A 19,489-nucleotide genomic window follows, 5' to 3' on the forward strand; every position below is an offset into this window, starting at 1 on the left:
CCGCCCGGACTCAGGACGTCCGGCGGACCACGTACGCCGTGCCGTGGTCCGCCGGACGCTCGCCCACGTACTCCTGGCCCCGCATCTCGCACCAGGCCGGGATGTCCAGGCGAGCCGCCTCGTCGTCGGACAGCACCGTCACGGTGCCGCCGACCGGGACCTCACCGAACACCTTCGCCAGCTCGATCACCGGGATCGGGCACCTCCTGCCGAGCGCGTCCACCACCAGCGACTCCTCACCCCCGCCCGCCGGCGCCCCGCCCGGCGCGCCGAACCGCTCCCGTACGCCGGCGACCAGGCCCGGCAGTACCTCCAGGAACCGGTCCACGTCCTCCTCCGCCGTGCCGGCCGGCAGCGACACCCGGACGTTGCCCTCCGACAGCACGCCCATCGCGCGCAGGACGTGGCTGGGAGTCAGCGTCGAACTCGTGCAGGACGAACCGGAGGAGACCGAGAAGCCCGCCCGGTCCAGTTCGTGCAGCAGGGTCTCCCCGTCGACATAGAGACACGAGAACGTCACCAGGTGGGGGAGGCGCCGCTCCGGATCGCCGACCACCTCCACGTCCCCCACGGACCGCGCGACCCGCGCGCGGATCCGCTCCACCAGCTCCCGCAGCCGCGCGGCCTCCGCGTCCGCCTCCGCCCGCACCGCCCGCAGCGACGCCGCCGCCGCCACGATCGCCGGGATGTTCTCGAACCCGGCCGCCCGCCCCGACTCCCGCTCGTCCGCCGGACCTTGCGGCGCGAACCGCACACCCTTGCGCACCACCAGCAGCCCCACCCCGGCGGGCCCGCCCCACTTGTGCGCGCTCGCGGCCAGCAGCGACCAGTCGCCCGGCACCGGTCCCCACGCGAGCGACTGCGCCGCGTCCACCAGCAGCGGCACCCCCGCCTCGCGACACGCCCGGGCCACCTCCGCCACCGGCTGCTCGGTCCCCACCTCGTGGTTGGCCGACTGGAGGCAGGCCAGCGCCGTGTCGGCCCGCAGCGCCCCGGCGTACGCGTCCGGCGCGACCCGCCCGGTCCGGTCCACCGGAACCTCGGTCACCGTCCCGCCGTCCGCCTCGTGCGCCGCCGCCGAGTGGAGCACGGACGAGTGCTCCACCGCCGACAGCACCAGGTGCCGCCCCGCCCGGCGCCGCCCGGCGAGCGCCCCGGCAACCCCGGTGTGCACCGCGCGGGTACCCGAAGGAGTGAAGACGAGTTCGTCGGGCCGGCACCCCACCGCCTCCGCGGCGGCCTCCCGCGCCGCGTCCAGCAGCATCCGCGCCCGCCGCCCCTCCCGGTACAGCCGCGCGGGGTCCGCCCACCCCTCGTCCAAGGCGGCGACCAGCGCCTGACGGGCCACAGGGTGGAGGGCAGCGGCGGAAGCGGCGTCGAAGTACGGCATACGCCCAAGCTAACGCTGTCGGCCCACCCCGGCGGCTCCTCCCGGCACGTGAAGGCGAGTGAGCCGAAGGGGCGCGGCGGTGCCGAAAGGGAGAACGCGCGCAGGCTCGCGAGGGACGAACGAGCCGAGCACGATCGACCGTCGACACCGTCCGAGGCGCCCCGGAGGCGAACCGAGCCCTCTAAAGAGGGGCGCTGCGGCGCGTTGGGCACCCTCCCCGCGCGACCCCAAATAGCGTCCAGTAGGGTTTGGTCCGCATAAACATCCAAACCCCTGCCCGCGTCAGGGCCGGCGACCGACCAGCGTGACGGCCGCAGCCGACCGCGCGGGCGAGACTCTCGGGAAGGCGCTACGTGAGTCCCAACGGCTCCGACCGCTCGTCGCGGCGCCCGATGCGGCGGAAGCTGCCGCAGGTGCTGACTGCGGGCCTAGTCCTGGCTACCGCCTCCGGTTGCTCGTACAACTGGGAAAACTTCCCCCGCCTTGGTATGCCCACCCCGGTGACGGAGGAGGCCCCACGGATCCTGTCCCTCTGGCAGGGCTCGTGGGCGGCTGCGCTCGCCACGGGCGTGCTGGTCTGGGGCCTGATCCTGTGGAGCGTCATCTTCCACCGGCGGAGCCGCACCAAGGTCGAGGTTCCTCCGCAGACCCGGTACAACATGCCCATCGAGGCGCTGTACACGGTGACCCCGCTCATCATCGTCTCGGTGCTCTTCTACTTCACCGCACGTGACGAGTCGAAGCTCCTCGCCCTCTCCGACAAGCCCGCCCACACCATCAACGTGGTCGGCTACCAGTGGAGCTGGGGCTTCAACTACATCGAGAACGTCGACGGCAAGCCCAACACGGCCGCCGAGACCGACAAGTCCCTCGCCGCCATTCCGGACAAGTACCAGAAGGACTTCCCCCAGGGAGCCGACGGCGTCTACGACTACGGCATCCCCGGCACGCGGAACCCGCAGAACGGCAACCCGGGTCCGACCCTGTGGCTGCCGAAGGGCGAGAAGGTCCGGTTCATCCTGACCTCCCGTGATGTCATCCACTCCTTCTGGGTCGTCCCCTTCCTGTTCAAGCAGGACGTCATCCCGGGTCACACGAACGTCTTCGAGGTGACCGCGACCCAGGAAGGCACCTTCAAGGGCAAGTGCGCCGAACTCTGCGGCGTCGACCACTCCCGCATGCTGTTCAACGTCAAGGTGGTCTCGCCGGAGCGTTACCAGCAGCACCTGAAGGAGCTGGCCGAGAAGGGGCAGACCGGCTTCATCCCGTCGGGCATTCAGCAGACGGACCCGGCCAGGAATGCGGAGAGCAACCAACTGTGAGCATCCTCAACGAACCTCAGGGTGCCGCCACGGCAGCCGACGGCTCGCGTGAGCCGTACGAGAACGAGCTGCCCGTCCGGCGCCGTACCCCCGGCGGTGTGGTCGTGAAGTGGCTGACCACCACCGACCACAAGACCATCGGCACGCTGTACCTGGTCACGTCGTTCGCCTTCTTCTGCATCGGCGGTCTGCTGGCGCTCTTCATGCGCGCCGAGCTGGCCCGTCCGGGTACGCAGATCATGTCGAACGAGCAGTTCAACCAGGCGTTCACGATGCACGGCACGATCATGCTGCTGATGTTCGCGACGCCGCTGTTCGCCGGATTCGCGAACTGGATCATGCCGCTGCAGATCGGCGCGCCCGACGTGGCGTTCCCGCGGCTGAACATGTTCGCGTACTGGCTGTACCTCTTCGGCTCGATCATCGCGGTGGCCGGCTTCCTCACCCCGCAGGGTGCGGCCGACTTCGGCTGGTTCGCCTACTCCCCGCTGTCGGACGCGGTCCGTTCGCCGGGTGTCGGCGCCGACATGTGGATCATGGGTCTGGCCTTCTCCGGCTTCGGCACGATCCTCGGTTCGGTCAACTTCATCACCACGATCATCTGCATGCGCGCGCCCGGCATGACGATGTTCCGCATGCCGATCTTCACCTGGAACGTGCTGCTGACCGGTGTGCTGGTCCTGCTCGCCTTCCCGGTGCTGGCCGCGGCGCTCTTCGCGCTGGAGGCGGACCGCAAGTTCGGTGCCCACATCTTCGACGCGGCCAATGGCGGCGCGTTGCTGTGGCAGCACCTCTTCTGGTTCTTCGGTCACCCAGAGGTGTACATCATCGCCCTGCCGTTCTTCGGCATCGTGTCGGAGATCATCCCGGTCTTCAGCCGCAAGCCGATGTTCGGTTACATCGGCCTGGTGGCCGCGACCATCGCGATCGCCGGTCTGTCCGTGACGGTGTGGGCGCACCACATGTATGTCACCGGCGGCGTGTTGTTGCCGTTCTTCTCCTTCATGACCTTCCTGATCGCGGTGCCAACCGGTGTGAAGTTCTTCAACTGGATCGGCACCATGTGGAAGGGGTCGTTGTCCTTCGAGACACCGATGCTCTGGACCATCGGCTTCCTGGTCACCTTCACCTTCGGTGGTCTGACCGGTGTCATCCTGGCCTCGCCCCCGATGGACTTCCACGTCTCGGACTCGTACTTCGTCGTCGCGCACTTCCACTACGTCGTCTTCGGCACCGTGGTGTTCGCGATGTTCGCCGGGTTCCACTTCTGGTGGCCGAAGTTCACCGGAAAGATGCTGGACGAGCGCCTCGGCAAGATCACGTTCTGGACGCTGTTCATCGGCTTCCACGGCACGTTCCTGGTGCAGCACTGGCTGGGCGCCGAGGGCATGCCGCGCCGTTACGCGGACTACCTGGCGGCCGACGGCTTCACCCTGCTGAACACGATCTCCACGATCGCCTCGTTCCTGCTGGGCCTGTCGATCCTGCCGTTCATGTACAACGTCTGGAAGACCGCCAAGTACGGCAAGAAGATCGAGGTCGACGACCCGTGGGGTTACGGCCGTTCGCTGGAGTGGGCGACCTCCTGCCCGCCGCCGCGGCACAACTTCCTCACGCTGCCGCGCATCCGCTCGGAATCCCCGGCGTTCGACCTGCATCACCCTGAGATCGCCGCTGTCGGCCAGCTCGAGAACCACGGGCAGAAGGACACCGCGCTGTTCGGTGGCAAGGAGGTCGGCAAGTGAAGATCCAGGGCAAGATGTTCATCTGGCTGAGCATCTTCATCCTCGCCATGGCGATCCTCTATGGCGTGTGGTCGAAGGAGCCGGCCGGTACGACGGCGCTGTTCCTGGCCTTCGGTCTGGCGATCATGATCGGCTACTACCTGGCCTTCACGGCCCGGCGCGTGGACGCCATGGCGCAGGACGACAAGGAGGCCGACGTCGCGGACGAGGCCGGTGAGGTCGGCTTCTTCTCGCCGCACAGCTGGCAGCCGCTCTCCCTGGCGATCGGTGGTGCCTTCGCCTTCCTGTCCATCGCGCTGGGCTGGTGGCTGATGTACTTCTCGGCCCCGCTCATCCTGATCGGCCTGTGGGGCTGGGTCTTCGAGTACTACCGGGGCGAGAACCAGAACCAGTAGTCCGCGAAAACCCGTCATGACAGTGGCCCGGCAGCCTCCGTAAGGAGGGTGCCGGGCCACTCGTTCGGAGTCATCCGGCGTGCCGCTGCTGACACACGTTCCTACGGTGTGGTTATGAGCCACACGCCCCGCATGCGCACCGCCATAAGCTGCACCCTGCTGGTCGCCGTCACCGGCGCGAGCGCTACCGCGTGCGGCGGTCCGGACGGCCACCCGCTCTCCGCGAAGCCCTACGACGCGGCGAACCAGGTGTCCTTCAACACCCCGTCCGGCACCGCCAAGGCAGCGCTCGACAAGCCGCTGGAGGTCACCGCCAAGGGCGACGACGGCCGCATCACGGACGTCACCGCCGTCGACACGGCCGGCCACTACCTGGCGGGCGAACTCTCCGCCGACGGCAGCCGCTGGCGCTCCACGGCCCCGCTGGCCGCCGGCACGCGCTACACCGTCAGGGTCTCCACGGAGGACGGCGAAGGCGCCCCAGGCGCCCGTACGCTGACCTTCGAGACCGCCGCCGCCAAACGGCTCCTGAACGTCGAATTCGGCCCGGAGCCGGGCAAGTACGGCGTCGGGCAGCCCATCACGGCGGAACTCAGCGCCCCCGTCACCACCAAGGAGGGCCGGGCCGCCGTCGAACGCTCCCTCAAGGTGCGCTCCCGGCCCGCGGTCACCGGCTCCTGGTACTGGGTGGACGACAAGAAGCTCCACTTCCGCCCGAAGGAGTACTGGCCCGTCGGCGCGTCCGTCACCGCCACGGGCAACCTCGCGGGAGTGAAGATCGCCGACAAGCTCTACGGCGGCACCGCCAAGTCGCTCAACCTGAGCATCGGCGACCGCGTCGAGGCCATCACCGACGCCGGCAGCCACCAGATGACGGTCAAGCGCAACGGAAAGGTGATCAATACCATTCCGGTGACCACCGGAAAACCGGGCTTCTCCACCCGTAACGGCATCAAGGTGGTGCTCGGCAAGGAGTACTTCGTCCGGATGCGCAGCACCACCGTCGGCATCGCCGCGGGCAGCAGCGAGTCGTACGACCTGCCGGTCTACTACGCCACCCGGGTGACGTGGAGCGGCGAGTACGTCCACGCGGCACCCTGGTCCGTCGGCTCCCAGGGCTCCGCCAACGTCAGCCACGGCTGCACCGGTATGTCCACCGCCAACGCCGCCTGGTTCTACGAGAACATCCGCCCCGGCGACCTCGTCCACGTCATCAACAGCGAGGGCAAGGAGATGGACCACTTCGGCAACGGCTTCGGCGACTGGAACCTGCCCTGGGACAAGTGGCAGACGGGCAGCGCCGCCAAGGCCACCGCACCCCGCACCGAACAGGTCCGCCTGCTGCCGTCCGTCTGAGGGCCCCGGCCCGAGGCCCGCGCCCCACCCCCGCGGTGCGGCGCGGGCCTCCTCCGTGGGCCTACGCCTCCACGGCCAGCCGGCTGCGCAGCAGGGCGGCCAGGGAGTCGGCGAGCTCGACCGGGTCGACCGGAAGGGTGACCGCGGCGTCCGCGCGGCTCCAGGTGGCCAGCCAGGCGTCCTGGGGGCGCCCCATGAGCACCAGGACCGGCGGGCAGCGGAAGACCTCGTCCTTGATCTGGCGGCACACCCCCATGCCGCCTGCGGGCACCGCCTCGCCGTCCAGCACGCAGACGTCCACGCCGCCCGCGTCCAGGTGCTCCAGCACGGCCGGGAGTGTCGCGCACTCGATGTACTCGACCGGCGGAACGTCCGCCGCGGGCCTGCGCCCGGCCGCCAGCCGCACCTGCGCGCGGGTGTTGGCGTCGTCGCTGTAGACCAGGACGGTGGCGCTCGACTGCATTGTTCCTCCGAGTACGTCGGCGGCATGGGCAGGAAGGCAGGTACCGATGCGCCGGATGCTACTCCTCCCCACCGCCGGTCAGCACCGGTTCGGACACCCCTTCGACACCCGTTCCTGTGGGCCGTTCGGGCTGGACGGAGCGCACCAACACACCGAACGGCACCCCCCGGAGTGAGGGCGGGATAAGCGACCGACATAATGTCGGTCGTGGCGACAGCAACGACAGTAGAAACCGGGCACGCGCACCCGTCGGTCAATCGGCCGAACCTCACCAGCGTCGGAACCATCATCTGGCTGAGTTCCGAGCTGATGTTCTTCGCGGCCCTCTTCGCGATGTACTTCACCCTGCGATCGGTGACGGGTGCCGAGTTCTGGGCAGAGAAAGCCGACACGCTGAACTTCCCGTTCTCGGCGACCAACACCACGATCCTGGTGCTCTCCTCGCTCACCTGCCAGCTCGGCGTGTTCGCCGCCGAGCGGGGTGACGTGAAGAAGCTCCGCACGTGGTTCGTGATCACGTTCGTGATGGGTGCGATCTTCATCGGAGGCCAGGTCTTCGAGTACACCGAGCTGGTCAAGCACGAGGGCCTCTCGCTCTCGTCGGACCCGTACGGCTCCGTGTTCTACCTGACGACCGGCTTCCACGGCCTGCACGTGACGGGCGGTCTCATCGCCTTCCTGCTGGTCCTCGGCCGTACGTACGCGGCCAAGAGATTCACTCACGAGCAGGCAACCGCCGCCATCGTCGTGTCCTACTACTGGCACTTCGTCGATGTCGTCTGGATCGGCCTCTTCGCCACGATCTACATGATCAAGTAGCCGGGTCCGTACCCGTCGGGTACGACCGGCACATCCAGCAAGCATCGACGCAGAAGATCCTGACACCGGGGTAATCCGTGAAAAAGCTCTCCGCACGACGACGCCATCCGCTGGCGGCGGTCGTCGTCCTACTCCTCGCGCTGGCGGCCACTGGGGGGCTGTACGCCGCGTTCGCGCCCGCGGGCAAGGCGCAGGCAGACGAAACCGCCCAGTCCCTCGCCATCGAGGAGGGCAAGAAGCTCTACACCGTCGGCTGCGCCAGCTGCCACGGGACCGGCGGTCAGGGAACCACTGACGGCCCGAGCCTCGTCGGCGTCGGCGCCGCCGCGGTGGACTTCCAGGTCGGCACCGGCCGTATGCCGGCGCAGCAGCCCGGCGCCCAGGTGCCGAAGAAGAAGAACATCTACTCGCAGGCCGAGATCGACCAGCTCGCCGCGTACGTCGCGTCCCTCGGCCCCGGCCCGAGCGTGCCGACCGAGAAGCAGTACAGCCCGGAAGGCGCGGACATCGCCCGTGGTGGCGACCTCTTCCGCACCAACTGCGCCCAGTGCCACAACTTCACCGGCGAGGGCGGTGCCCTGACGCACGGCAAGTTCGCCCCCAGCCTCGAGGGTGTGAGTCAGAAGCACATCTACGAGGCCATGCAGACCGGCCCGCAGAACATGCCGTCCTTCCCCGACACCACGATGCCGGAGAAGGAGAAGAAGGACATCATCGCGTACATCAACAGCGTCAACGGTGACGAGACGCCGACCCCCGGAGGCTTCGCCCTCGGTGGTCTCGGTCCGGTCAGCGAAGGCCTGTTCGGATGGATCTTCGGTCTGGGTTCCCTGATCGCTGTCGCCGTCTGGGTCGCGGCCCACACCGCTAAGGCCAAGAAGTCATGAGTAGCCAAGAGATTTCAGAAGCAGACCTGCCGCACGAGCAGGACACCACGCACGGCAAGGCGGTGGCGGAGAACCCGTTCGCCGACCCGGGGCTGCCGCCCCACAAGCCGCGCATCCAGGACATCGACGAGCGGGCCGCCAAGCGCTCCGAGCGCACGGTCGCCCTGCTGTTCACCGTGTCGATGCTGGCCACGATCGGCTTCATCGCCTCCTTCGTGATCTTCCCGGTCGACAAGATCGTCTACGTCTGGCCGCTGGGTCACGTCAGCGCGACCAACCTGTCGCTGGGTCTGACGCTGGGCCTCGCCCTCTTCTGCATCGGCGCCGGCGCGGTCCACTGGGCCCGCACCCTGATGTCCGACGAGGAGGTCGCCGACGACCGGCACGCCATCGAGGCGACGCCCGAGGTCAAGGCCAAGGTCATGGCGGACTTCGCGGACGGTGCGCGGGAGTCCGCGATCGGCCGCCGCCCGCTGATCCGCAACACCATGTTCGGCGCGCTGGCCATGGTGCCGCTCTCCGGCGTGGTGCTGCTGCGCGAGCTGGGCCCGCTGCCCGAGAAGAAGCTCTTCCACACCGGATGGAGCAAGGGCAAGCAGCTCATCAACATGAACACCAATGAGCCGCTGCGTCCCGAGGACGTCGCGGTGGGCTCGCTGACCTTCGCCAAGCCCGAGGGCCTGGAGGAGTCCGACCACGACTTCAACAACAAGATCGCCAAGGACGCCTTGATGATCGTCCGGATCCAGCCGGAGGACATCAAGGACAAGCGCGAGCTGGAGTGGTCGCACGAGGGCATCGTCGCCTTCTCGAAGATCTGCACCCACGTGGGCTGCCCGATCTCCCTGTACGAGCAGCAGACCCACCACGTCCTCTGCCCGTGCCACCAGTCCACCTTCGACCTCGCCGACGGCGCCCGCGTCATCTTCGGCCCGGCCGGTCACCCGCTGCCGCAGCTTCAGATCGGCGTGAACGCAGAGGGCTTCCTCGAAGCGCTCGGTGACTTCCCCGAGCCCGTCGGCCCTGCATTCTGGGAGCGCGGATGAGCACCACGACCGCAAGCGACGCCAAGCGCAAGGCGCCCGCCGGCGAGCGTGTCGCCGACTGGGCCGACGGCCGGCTGGGGATCTACGGCCTCGCCAAGGCCAACATGCGCAAGATCTTCCCGGACCACTGGTCCTTCATGCTGGGTGAGATCTGCCTGTACAGCTTCCTGATCATCATCCTCACGGGTGTGTACCTGACGCTGTTCTTCCACCCGAGCATGAACGAGATCGAGTACCACGGCTCGTACGTGCCGATGCAGGGCATCCGCATGACCGAGGCGTACGCCTCGACCCTGGACATCAGCTTCGACGTCCGCGGTGGCCTGCTCATCCGGCAGATCCACCACTGGGCCGCGGTGATCTTCCTCGCGGGCATGTTCGTGCACATGATGCGCGTCTTCTTCACCGGCGCGTTCCGCAAGCCGCGTGAGATCAACTGGCTGTTCGGCTTCCTGCTGTTCGTCCTGGGCATGTTCACCGGTTTCACCGGCTACTCGCTCCCGGACGACCTGCTCTCCGGCACCGGTGTCCGCTTCACCCAGGGCGCGATCCTGTCCATGCCGATCGTCGGCACGTACATCTCGATGTTCCTGTTCGGCGGGGAGTTCCCGGGCCACGACATCATCGCCCGGTTCTACTCGATCCACATCCTGCTGCTGCCGGGCATCATGCTCGGCCTCGTGGTGGCGCACCTGATCCTGGTCTTCTACCACAAGCACACGCAGTTCCCCGGCCCCGGCCGCACGAACAAGAACGTCGTCGGCATGCCGCTGCTGCCGGTGTACATGGCCAAGGCCGGAGGCTTCTTCTTCCTGGTCTTCGGTGTCATCGCGATCATCTCCGCGCTGTTCACGATCAACCCGATCTGGGCGCTCGGCCCGTACCGCCCGGACCAGGTGTCCACCGGCGCCCAGCCCGACTGGTACATGGGCTTCGCCGAAGGCCTCGTCCGTGTGATGCCCGGCTGGGAGATCAACCTGTGGGGCCACACGCTCGTCCTGGGCGTGCTCATCCCGCTGGTCGTGTTCGGCGTCATGCTGGCCCTGATCGCGCTGTACCCGTTCATCGAGTCCTGGATCACCGGTGACAAGCGCGAGCACCACCTGCTGGACCGCCCGCGCAACGCGCCGACCCGTACCGCGCTCGGTGTCGCCTGGGTGACCGCGTACATGATCATGCTGATCGGTGGTGGCAACGACATCGTCGCGACCCACTTCCACCTGTCGCTCAACGCGATCAGCTGGTTCGTCCGGATCGCGTTCTTCGTCGGCCCGGTCATCGCGTTCATCGTCACCAAGCGGATCTGCCTCGGCCTCCAGCGGCGCGACAAGGACAAGGTGCTGCACGGACGCGAGTCCGGCATCATCAAGCGCCTCCCGCACGGCGAGTTCGTCGAGATCCACGAGCCCCTCAGCCAGGCCCAGCTGCACGCGCTCACCGCGCACGAGCAGTACCAGCCGGCCGAGATCGGCCCGACGGTCGACGAGAACGGCGTCGAGCGCAAGCCGTCGCGCACGCAGCGGCTCCGCGCCAAGCTCAGCAAGGGCTACTACGCCGAGGGGAACCAGATCCCCAAGGCCACCGTCGAGGAGTACAAGGAGATCACCAGCGGCCACGGCCACCACTGATCGCCTGCCGTCACGGCTGTCGCCACGTCATCGGGCCCCGTCCATTCGCTGGACGGGGCCCTTTGCCGTGCCCGGGGGTCGATAGGCTGTGCTCACCGCTGTACGCACGGACACCAGGAGCGACCATGAGCGCTGTGAACCCCGCTGGAGGCGACACCGCGGCGGGCCGCTCATGGCCCGACGTCCTGAACGCCCTCCTGGAAGGACGCGACCAGAGCGCCGACGCCACGGCATGGGCGATGGACCGCATCATGCGGGGCGAGGCCACCGACGCCCAGATCGCCGGCTTCGCCGTCGCGCTGCGGGCCAAGGGCGAGACCGTCGAGGAGATCACCGGCCTGGTCCGCGCCATGTACGCGCACGCCAACCTCATCGACGTCCCCGGCCCGACCGTCGACCTCGTCGGCACCGGCGGCGACGGCGCCAAGACCGTCAACATCTCCACCATGGCCGCGATCGTCGTCGCCGGCACCGGCGCCAAGGTCGTCAAGCACGGCAACCGCGCCGCGTCCTCCGCCTCCGGCTCCTCCGACGTCCTGGAGAAACTGGGCGTCAACCTCGACCTCACGCCCCGGCGGGTCGCGGAGGTCGCCGAAGAAGCCGGCATCACCTTCTGCTTCGCCGTGAAGTTCCACCCCGCGCTGCGCCACGTGGCCGCCGCCCGCAAGGAACTGGGCATCCGCACCACGTTCAACTTCCTCGGCCCGCTGACCAACCCGGCGCGCGTGCGGGCGCAGGCCACCGGCGTCGCCGACGCCCGGATGGCCCCCATCATGGCCGGGGTGCTCGCCGAGCGCGGCTCCTCCGCCCTGGTGTTCCGCGGCGACGACGGGCTGGACGAGCTGACCACCACGGCCACCTCCCGTGTGTGGGTCGTCCGCGACGGCTCGGTGCGAGCGGAGACGTTCGACCCGCGTGACGTGGGCATCGACCTCGTGCCCGTCGAGGCGCTGCGCGGCGCGGACGCCTCGTACAACGCGGACGTGGCCCGCCGGATGCTGGGCGGCGAGACCGGGCCCGTACGGGACGCGGTCCTGCTCAACGCGGCGGCCGCGCTGGTCGCCCTGGAGCCCTCGGACGCGCCGCTGACGGACCGCCTCGCGTCGGGCATCCGCCGCGCGGCCGAAGCCGTCGACACGGGCGCGGCGAGGGCGGCGCTGGAACGCTGGGTCACGGCGAGCAACGCGTAACCCCTGCGGGGCGGTGGCCTGTCGGCCCGGCCGGCCACCCACCGCCCCGCACCCGGCGACGTACCCGGGCGTACCCGGACCACCCACGTCCCGCGGTCGGCGACGTACCCGGGGTGGGGCCGTGCAGGGTCGCCCCCGCAGGGGTTGGCGGCGCAGGCGCGGCTCCCCTACGCGTAACCCAAGGCCGCCGGCCCCGAGGAGGCGAGCCCGGAGGGGCCACGCCCCACCCCCACCGGGGGGGCACCGCACCCAAGGCACCGCCCCGCAGGGAACTGACGACGGGCACCGCTCCGGTCCCGTTGTGCCCACCCTCCCCCAAGCTCTCGGCTTCGCTCGAGCAGGGGGGACCCCCATCGCCCTGCGGGACGATTGCCCACAACGGGTGGGGTAGGAGCCGCCCTGCGGGGCGTCCGGAGTTCGGACGTGGGTTGCGGCAGGCGGCGCGTGCCGTTAAGTTCGGCGCAGGTCATGAGTGACAGCGACTACGGCCCCGGCCCGCTGTCCGGCAACCCTCCGTCCGTGGCGGGGTGCCCCGGGTGAAGACCAGGCCGCAGGCGGTGAAGTCCGCGGCAAGCGCGGACCCCTGCACACCCTGGGGTCCTGGTCCTCAAGGGAGCAGTCTCGTGAGCAAGCGAATGCGATAGGGCGTAGCGCCCCTTCTTCGGTGTCCCCTTTTCGCCTTGCCCCGTACGGGAGTTCGCCATGTCTGTCACCACCATTGCCGCCGACCAGTCCGTTTGTGCCCATCTGTCCGTTCTGGGGCGGGATGTCACCGTGCCGCTGGTCACCGGCGGTGAGGTCACCTACGCCGCGCTCGACTACGCCGCCAGCGCCCCGGCCCTCCAGCGGGTGTGGGACGACGTGGCCGCGTACGCGCCGTACTACGGCAGCGTGCACCGGGGCGCCGGGTACCTGTCGCAGCTGTCGACCGACCTGTTCGAGAACAGCCGCGTGGCGGTGGCGGAGTTCCTGGACTGCCGCGAGGACGACCAGGTCGTCTTCACCCGGTCGACCACGGACTCGCTGAACCTGCTGGCCGCCGCGCTGCCGGAGGGCTGCCAGGTCTTCGTGTTCGAGACCGAGCACCACGCCTCGCTGCTGCCCTGGCGGGACGCGCGGGTCACCTACCTCGACGCGCCCCGCACCCCGGGCGAGGCGGTCCGGACGCTGGAGAGGGCGCTGGCGGACCGGGACCCGTACGGGCCGGCCCTGGTGTGTGTGACCGGCGCGTCCAACGTGACCGGCGAGCTGTGGCCGGTGCGGGAGCTGGCCGCCGCCGCCCACGCGCACGGCGCCCGGATCGTCCTGGACGCGGCCCAGCTGGCGCCCCACCACCCGGTGTCCGTGCGGGAGTTGGACGTCGACTGGGTGGCGTTCTCCGGGCACAAGCTGTACGCGCCGTTCGGCTCCGGTGTCCTCGCCGGGCGGGCCGACTGGCTGACCGGGGCCGAGCCGTACCTGGCCGGCGGGGGCGCGTCCCGCAAGGTGGCTCGGCGGACCGACGGCGGGGTGGACGTCGAGTGGCACACCACCGCCGCCCGGCACGAGGCCGGATCGCCCAACGTCATCGGGGTGTACGCGATCGCCTCCGCGTGCAAGGCGCTGACCGAGGCCGGGTTCGGCGACCTGGTCGCCCGCGAGCAGTACCTGATCGGCAAGGTCCGCGAGGGGCTCGCCGAGGTGCCCGAGGTGAAGGTGCTGTCGCTCTTCGGCGACGAGGCGCCCCGGGTCGGTGTCATCTCCTTCGTGGTGCGGGGCTGGAACAGCTCGCACTTCGCGGCGGCCCTCTCCGCCGAGTACGGAATCGGCGTCCGCGACGGCCTGTTCTGCGCCCACCCGCTGGTGCGCACCCTGCTGGGCAGCGACCCGCAGGACGTCGGCGAGTGCGGGGCGCCCGACGGCGGGACGACCTCGCTGAACGCCATCCGCGTCAGCTTCGGGGCGGGGACGCCGGACGAGCACGTCGACCGGTTCGTTCGGGCCGTGAAGGAGCTCGTCCGGGACGGGGCACGCTGGAACTACCGTACGGAGGACGGGCGCTGTGTGCCCGACCGCGGCTGATCCGGGTGCCGATCAGGATCGTCCGCAGCGCCCGTTCGGCGGCGTCCGCGAGGAGTTCGGCGGCCCGGTCCAGGGCCTCCGGAAGCGGTAGCGGGCCGGGCGCGATCGACTCGTAGGCGTCGAGGCCCGCGTTCATGGCGCCCTCGCCGAGCGTACCGGCGAGGGCGAGGACCGGGACGCCCGCCTCCCGGGCGCGCCGCGCCACCTCGCCCGGGACCTTGCCCCGCGTGGTCTGGGCGTCCAGGGCGCCCTCGCCGGTGATCACCAGGTCGGCGTGGGCCAGCCGGGCGGTGAGGTCCAGCCCGTCGAGGAGCACCTCGAAGCGCGGGAGCAGCCGGGCGCCCACCGCGGCGAGCCCCGCGCCCAGCCCGCCCGACGCCCCGGTGCCGGGCGCGGTGCGCAGGTCCACCTGCGGGGCGCAAGCACTGGTCAGGGCGGCCGCCCAGTGCTCCAGGGCGACCGACAGCTCCTCGCACCGCGCCGGGCCACCGCCCTTCTGGGGGCCGAACACCCGGGCCACGCCCCGCTCGCCGCACAGCACGTTGTACGGGTTGCACGCCACCAGCAGTTCGGTGTCCGCCAGCCGGGGGTCGAGCGCGCGGAGGTCGAGGGTGGTGAGCCGGGAGAGCTCGGCTCCGCCGTGGGGGAGTTCGGTGCCAGAGGCGTCGAGGAGCCGGACGCCCAGCGCCTGGAGGGCGCCCGCGCCGCCGTCGGAGGTGCCCGAGTCGCCGCAGCCGACCAGGATCCGCCGGGCGCCCGCGTCGAGGGCGGCGCGGATCAGCTCGCCGACGCCGTACGTGGTGGTGGCGCCGGGGTCGCGGCGGTCCGGCGGCACCAGGGCCAGCCCGGCGACCGCGGCCATCTCCACGACCGCCGACCCGTCCCCGAGGAGCGCGAAGTGGCTGTCCACCGGGTCGCCCAGGGGGCCCGTGGCGGTGCGGGGCACCAGCCGCCCGCCCGTCGCGGCGGCCAGCGCCTCGGCCGTACCCTCACCTCCGTCGACCAGGGGGATCAGGTCCGGCTCCGCGTCGGGCAGGACCCGCAGCAGCCCTTCGGCGATGGCGTCGGCGGCCTGCCGCGCGGACAGGGACTCCTTGAAGCCGCCGGGTGCGACGGCGATGCGGTACGGGTGGCTCATGGCTGGGTCTCCAGGAGGACGGGCACGCCGAGCAGCGGCCAGACGGTCAGGGCGAACAGCAGGACCAGGCCCGCCGTGAGCGGGGCGAGCACCGCCGACAGCCGCAGCAGGTCGCGCGGGGTGTAGGTGGGCACCCCGTCGGGGAGGTCGGAGAACAGGGCGACCGGCTTCGCGGAGGCGGGCAGCGTGTGGCAGAACCCGGCCGCGGCGGTCGAGGCCAGCGCGGCGGCCACCGGGTTGACGCCCGCCGCGGCCGCCGCGACGACCACCAGCGGCACGAGCACCGACGAGCGGGCCGAGCGGGACTGGAGGACGAGGTGGGCGGCGGTGCTCACCAGGACGACGACGGTGAGGAACAGCCACGGCGGCGCGTGCACCGGCAGACCCGCCACCAGCCAGGAGGCGGCGCCCGAGTCGGCGAGCGCCACGCCCATCGCCATCGTCGCCGCCATGAACAGCAGCAGCGGCCACGGGACCGTCCGCAGGCCGTCCTTGAGGCGTACCGTCCCGAGCGCCGGTGACGCGGCCACCACCGCGCCGATCAGCGCGACCACCGCCGGGGGCACCCGGTGCAACGGCTCGCTGCACCACAGCACCACCACCGTGGCCAGCAGCAGGGCGCAGCGCGACTCGGTGGGGGACAGGGGCCCGGTGACCGGGGTGGGGGAGTGGGCCCCGATGTCGGCGGGGGTGACGCGCACCGGGGCGCGCCGGTCGGCCCGGGTGGTGGTGGTGAGCAGGACGGCCTCCGCGGCGAGGTGGGACGACACGATCGCGAGCGGCAGCCCCAGCAGCAGCCACTGGACGAACCCCAGCCGCTGCCCGGTCTGCTCCCACAGGACGTTGACGGTGATCAGGTGCGCCCCTGCGCCGATCAGGGTGGCGACGGCGGACAGCAGCACCACCGTCGGGAACAGCAGCGCCAGCATCACCACCAGCCGCCGGCGGTCCGCGAGGACCCTGGCCAGGGCCAGGAACACGGGCAGCGCCAGCGCGGCCCGCCCCGAGGTGGCGGGCACGGCGAACGAGGTGACGACGAGCGCGGCGGTGGTCAGGTGGACCAGCTGGCGCACCGTACGGGCGCCGCCGACCAGGAAGGCCGCCGCCCGCCCGGCCAGGCCCGTCCGGGTGACCGCGGCGGCCAGGACGAACGCGCAGATCAGCAGCCAGATCGTTTCGTCGCCGAGGGTGGCGAAGAGGGTCTCGCTGCTGATCACCCCGGTCGCGGTGAGCGCGAGCCCCGCGCCCAGGGCGACGTAGGTGTCGTCGACGGGGGTCGCGATCCAGGCGACGGCGGCGAGCACGAAGACGGCGAGCGTCAGGCGCGCGTCGGCGCCGAGGCCGGGGAAGCGCGACGGCACGGCCAGCAGCGTGCACAGACCGAGCGCGCCGCCGAGCCATGCCGCCCGGCTGGGGGAGAGGATCACGGTGATCAGTCTCGGTACGCCCCGTGAGCCCTCAATGAGTGCTTTGTTAAGGGAATTTCATGGAAGGGGGCGCTTCAGGGCATCCGGTAGCCCATGCCGCGCACGGTCTGGAGCCGCCCCGCGCCCAGCTTCTTGCGGAGCGCCCGCACGTACACGTCCACGATGTTCGAGCCGGGGTCGAAGTCGTACCCCCATACGTGGGACAGGATCTGCTCGCGTGACAGGACCTGACCGGGGTGGCGGAGGAACAGCTCCAGCAGCACGAACTCACGGGCCGTCAGGTCGACCGTGCGCGCGTCGGCGCGGGCCCGGCGGGTGCGCAGGTCCAGGCTGAGGTCACCGCTGCGCAGCACCGTCACCTCGGGCGCGCGGGCGGCGGTGCGCAGCCGCAGCCGTACCCGCGCCAGGAGTTCCTCGAAGCGGAACGGCTTGGTCATCCAGTCGTCGGCGCCGCCCTCCAGACCGGCCACCGTGTCGCGCACCGAGTCGCGGGCCGTCAGCACGATCACCGGGAGCGTCACCCGGGCCTCGCGGAGCTGGCGCAGCACGGTGAAGCCGTCCCGGCCGGGCAGGCCGATGTCCAGCACCATCAGGTCGAAGCCGCCGGTGACGGCGTAGTCGAGCGCGGTGTCGCCGTCGGCCGCGACGGTGGTGGTGAAGGCGTTGGCGCGCAGGCCCTTCTCGACGAAGGAGGCGATCCGCTCCTCGTCCTCGGCGATCAGGATGCGGTTCACGCGTCCTCCTCCAGTACGAGTACGAAAGTGGCCCCGCCGCCCTCGGTGGTGCGCAGCTCCACCCGGCCGCGGTGGCCCTCGGCGATGGCCTTCACGATGGACAGCCCGAGCCCGGCGCCGCCGCCCGCGCGGGTGCCCCGGCGGGCCGTGCCCCGCCGGAACCGCTCGAAGATCACGGCCGCGTCCTCCGCCTGCACACCGGGCCCGGTGTCGGCGACGTAGAGCTCGATCCGGCCGCCCGCCGCGCGCGAGCCGATCCCTATCCGCTGCCCGGGCACGGTGTGCTGGACGGCGTTCTGCGCCAGCTGCACCATCGCCTGGGTGATGCGCTGCGGGTCCAGCTCCGCCTGCCGGTCGGCGACGCCGTCCAGGACCCAGTCGCGCTCGCCGAGCGCCCGCGCCTTCACGAACACGTCGGCGGTCAGCTCGCCCAGCTGGACGGGCTCGGGGGTGACGAAGTCGGGGCGTTCGGCCTTGGCGAGGAGCAGCAGGTCCTCCACGATCCGGCTCATCCGGTCCAGTTCGTCGGTGACCAGCCGGACGGTCTCCGCCTGCTCCGCCGGGTCGTCGCCCATCAGCTCCAGGTGGCCGCGCACGATCGTGATGGGCGTGCGCAGCTCGTGCCCGGCGTCGTCGACGAACTCGCGCTGGGCCGCGAACGCCCGTTCCAGCCGGTCCAGCATGGCGTTGAACGTCTCGGCGAGCAGCGCGATGTCGTCGCGGCCGCGCACCGGGATGCGGCGGGTGAGGTCCTGCTCGGTGAGCTGCTCGGCGGCGCGGCGGACCAGGCGTACGGGGGCGAGGATGCGGCCCGCGACCGCCCAGCCGATACCGGTCGTCATCAGCAGCGCCACGCCCGAGATGGCGAGCTGGGTGCGGAACGCCTCGGCGGCGATGGCCTGCTCGTGGCCGGCGTGGAACGCGACGACGAACGCCCCGGGCGGGGTGTCGCCCGCCGGCTGGATGGCCACCTTGGCCCACCGCACCTCGCCCTGCGGGCGGTCCAGGGTGCCGGAGCGGGCGGGGGAGGCGAAGATCCGGGCGAGCGCGTCACGGTCGCGGTGCAGGGCGGCGCCGGTCGTGTCGCGCGGCTGCCGCAGCACGGCGGGCGCGCCGCCGGTGCCCCGGGTGAGGCCCAGGAGTTCCTCGTCGGGGTCGGAGTACTGGCGCTGGAGGAACACCTCCAGCAGCCGGCGCGGCTCGGTGAACGCGTCGCCGGTGTCAGGGTCGACGCCCTGGTCGACGAAGTTGGCGAACTCGCGGGTCTCCTGCGTCAGGAGCTGGCTGATCCGGTGGTCCACGTCGCGCAGCAGGATGGAGCGGGTCGTCATCGCCACGGCGACCAGCGCCACGGCCATCACCAGCAGCAGCCAGAGCAGGATCCGTACGCGGGCGGAGACGCGGCGGTCAGTTGTCGTCACCGAAGTCGTCACCGCGGTCGTCATCGTCGTCGTCCCCGCCGGTGGCCGGCGGGCCGGGCACCACGGTGTCGGTGGGCGTGGTCCGGGTGGGCCCGGTGCCGCCGGGCGCCGCGCTCGGGGCGGGCGCCGCGCTCCGGCCCGGTTCGGCGCTCCGGGCGGGTTCGGCGGTCCGGCCGGGCGCCGTGCCCGGTACCGGGACGGCGGTGGGCGTCCCCGCGGGGGTGGCCGCCGGCCCGGGCGTCCGGCCCGGTCCCGCGCCCGTGCCGCCCGGCGTGGCTCCCGTCGTCGCGCTCGCCCCGCTCCCGGCCGGCCGGGGCGTGGCGCCCAGCTCCACCTCGGGCGGCACCTTGGGCGCCTCGGGCGAGTCGGTCAGCGTGTAGCTGGTCGCGGCGATGCCGAGCGGAATGGCGACGACGGCGGCGAGCGTCGCCATACGAAGGGAGAAGGCCATGCGCCCATCCTGGTCG

At 71.1% G+C, this 19,489-nt stretch carries 16 protein-coding genes, 1 pseudogene and 1 riboswitch; of the genes and pseudogenes, 10 read left to right on the forward strand and 7 right to left on the reverse strand.

Annotated features, from left to right (window positions below; genetic code table 11):
- Positions 1-10: 10 nt before the first annotated feature.
- Positions 11-1,390, reverse strand: coding sequence for a cysteine desulfurase/sulfurtransferase TusA family protein (locus EIZ62_RS24120; RefSeq protein WP_156694781.1), 1,380 nt, complete (start codon positions 1,388-1,390; stop codon positions 11-13).
- Positions 1,391-1,743: 353 nt separating this feature from the next.
- Between EIZ62_RS24120 and ctaC the strand changes: the two genes are divergently transcribed.
- From ctaC to EIZ62_RS24140, 4 genes are all read left to right on the forward strand, one after another.
- A complete protein-coding gene (gene ctaC / locus EIZ62_RS24125) occupies positions 1,744-2,712 on the forward strand; it encodes an aa3-type cytochrome oxidase subunit II (protein ID WP_156694782.1) in 969 nt (322 codons plus the stop codon).
- Positions 2,709-4,457: an aa3-type cytochrome oxidase subunit I gene (gene ctaD, locus EIZ62_RS24130; RefSeq protein WP_156694783.1), complete on the forward strand. Its 1,749-nt coding sequence runs from the start codon at positions 2,709-2,711 to the stop codon at positions 4,455-4,457. The genes ctaC and ctaD overlap by 4 nt, the downstream gene beginning before the upstream one ends.
- Positions 4,454-4,852, forward strand: a complete 399-nt coding sequence (locus tag EIZ62_RS24135) for a cytochrome c oxidase subunit 4 (protein WP_156694784.1) — start codon at positions 4,454-4,456, stop codon at positions 4,850-4,852. Before ctaD ends, EIZ62_RS24135 begins: the two co-directional genes overlap by 4 nt.
- 114 nt (positions 4,853-4,966) lie before the next feature.
- Complete coding sequence (locus EIZ62_RS24140) at positions 4,967-6,208, forward strand: L,D-transpeptidase (RefSeq protein WP_156694785.1); 1,242 nt, start codon at positions 4,967-4,969, stop codon at positions 6,206-6,208.
- Between the two features lie 61 nt (positions 6,209-6,269).
- Here the strand turns inward: EIZ62_RS24140 and EIZ62_RS24145 are convergent, their stop codons facing one another.
- Positions 6,270-6,671, reverse strand: a complete 402-nt coding sequence (locus EIZ62_RS24145; RefSeq protein WP_156694786.1) for a DNA-binding transcriptional response regulator — start codon at positions 6,669-6,671, stop codon at positions 6,270-6,272.
- A gap of 198 nt (positions 6,672-6,869) precedes the next feature.
- Here EIZ62_RS24145 and ctaE point away from each other — a divergent pair, with 198 nt between their 5' ends.
- The 6 genes from ctaE (at position 6,870) to EIZ62_RS24175 (ending at position 14,302) form a co-directional block, all read left to right on the forward strand.
- Positions 6,870-7,490: an aa3-type cytochrome oxidase subunit III gene (gene ctaE, locus EIZ62_RS24150; protein WP_064071066.1), complete on the forward strand. Its 621-nt coding sequence runs from the start codon at positions 6,870-6,872 to the stop codon at positions 7,488-7,490.
- Between the two features lie 77 nt (positions 7,491-7,567).
- Positions 7,568-8,377 (forward strand): cytochrome bc1 complex diheme cytochrome c subunit, encoded by an 810-nt coding sequence (qcrC, locus tag EIZ62_RS24155; RefSeq protein WP_156694787.1) that lies wholly within the window; start codon positions 7,568-7,570, stop codon positions 8,375-8,377.
- Positions 8,374-9,423, forward strand: coding sequence for a cytochrome bc1 complex Rieske iron-sulfur subunit (gene qcrA / locus EIZ62_RS24160; RefSeq protein WP_156694788.1), 1,050 nt, complete (start codon positions 8,374-8,376; stop codon positions 9,421-9,423). The genes qcrC and qcrA overlap by 4 nt, the downstream gene beginning before the upstream one ends.
- Positions 9,420-11,051: a cytochrome bc1 complex cytochrome b subunit gene (qcrB, locus tag EIZ62_RS24165; RefSeq protein ID WP_156694789.1), complete on the forward strand. Its 1,632-nt coding sequence runs from the start codon at positions 9,420-9,422 to the stop codon at positions 11,049-11,051. The genes qcrA and qcrB overlap by 4 nt, the downstream gene beginning before the upstream one ends.
- 125 nt (positions 11,052-11,176) lie before the next feature.
- A complete protein-coding gene (gene trpD / locus EIZ62_RS24170; RefSeq protein ID WP_156694790.1) occupies positions 11,177-12,241 on the forward strand; it encodes an anthranilate phosphoribosyltransferase in 1,065 nt (354 codons plus the stop codon).
- A gap of 464 nt (positions 12,242-12,705) precedes the next feature.
- A riboswitch (SAM riboswitch) is annotated at positions 12,706-12,823 on the forward strand.
- A 120-nt stretch (positions 12,824-12,943) separates the two neighbouring features.
- Positions 12,944-14,302, forward strand: coding sequence for an aminotransferase class V-fold PLP-dependent enzyme (locus tag EIZ62_RS24175; RefSeq protein WP_156694791.1), 1,359 nt, complete (start codon positions 12,944-12,946; stop codon positions 14,300-14,302).
- Here the strand turns inward: EIZ62_RS24175 and EIZ62_RS24180 are convergent.
- From EIZ62_RS24180 to EIZ62_RS24200, 5 genes and pseudogenes are all read right to left on the reverse strand, one after another.
- A pseudogene (locus EIZ62_RS24180) lies at positions 14,298-15,440 on the reverse strand (glycerate kinase family protein); the annotation flags it as partial. The gene EIZ62_RS24175 and the pseudogene EIZ62_RS24180 sit on opposite strands and share 5 nt — an antisense overlap.
- A complete protein-coding gene (locus EIZ62_RS24185; RefSeq protein WP_156694792.1) occupies positions 15,437-16,867 on the reverse strand; it encodes an SLC13 family permease in 1,431 nt (476 codons plus the stop codon). The gene EIZ62_RS24185 and the pseudogene EIZ62_RS24180, both read right to left, overlap by 4 nt.
- A 74-nt stretch (positions 16,868-16,941) precedes the next feature.
- The gene (locus EIZ62_RS24190; RefSeq protein WP_156694793.1) at positions 16,942-17,601 is read right to left on the reverse strand and encodes a response regulator transcription factor; all 660 of its coding nucleotides are present in this window, start codon (positions 17,599-17,601) and stop codon (positions 16,942-16,944) included.
- On the reverse strand, positions 17,598-19,046 hold the full coding sequence (locus EIZ62_RS24195; protein WP_156694794.1) for a sensor histidine kinase: 1,449 nt from the start codon (positions 19,044-19,046) through the stop codon (positions 17,598-17,600). Before EIZ62_RS24195 ends, EIZ62_RS24190 begins: the two co-directional genes overlap by 4 nt.
- Entirely contained in the window at positions 19,009-19,473 is a 465-nt protein-coding gene (locus EIZ62_RS24200) for a hypothetical protein (RefSeq protein WP_156694795.1), read from the reverse strand. Before EIZ62_RS24200 ends, EIZ62_RS24195 begins: the two co-directional genes overlap by 38 nt.
- Positions 19,474-19,489: the final 16 nt, after the last annotated feature.

This window comes from Streptomyces ficellus (assembly GCF_009739905.1).
Lineage (GTDB): Bacteria > Actinomycetota > Actinomycetes > Streptomycetales > Streptomycetaceae > Streptomyces > Streptomyces ficellus_A.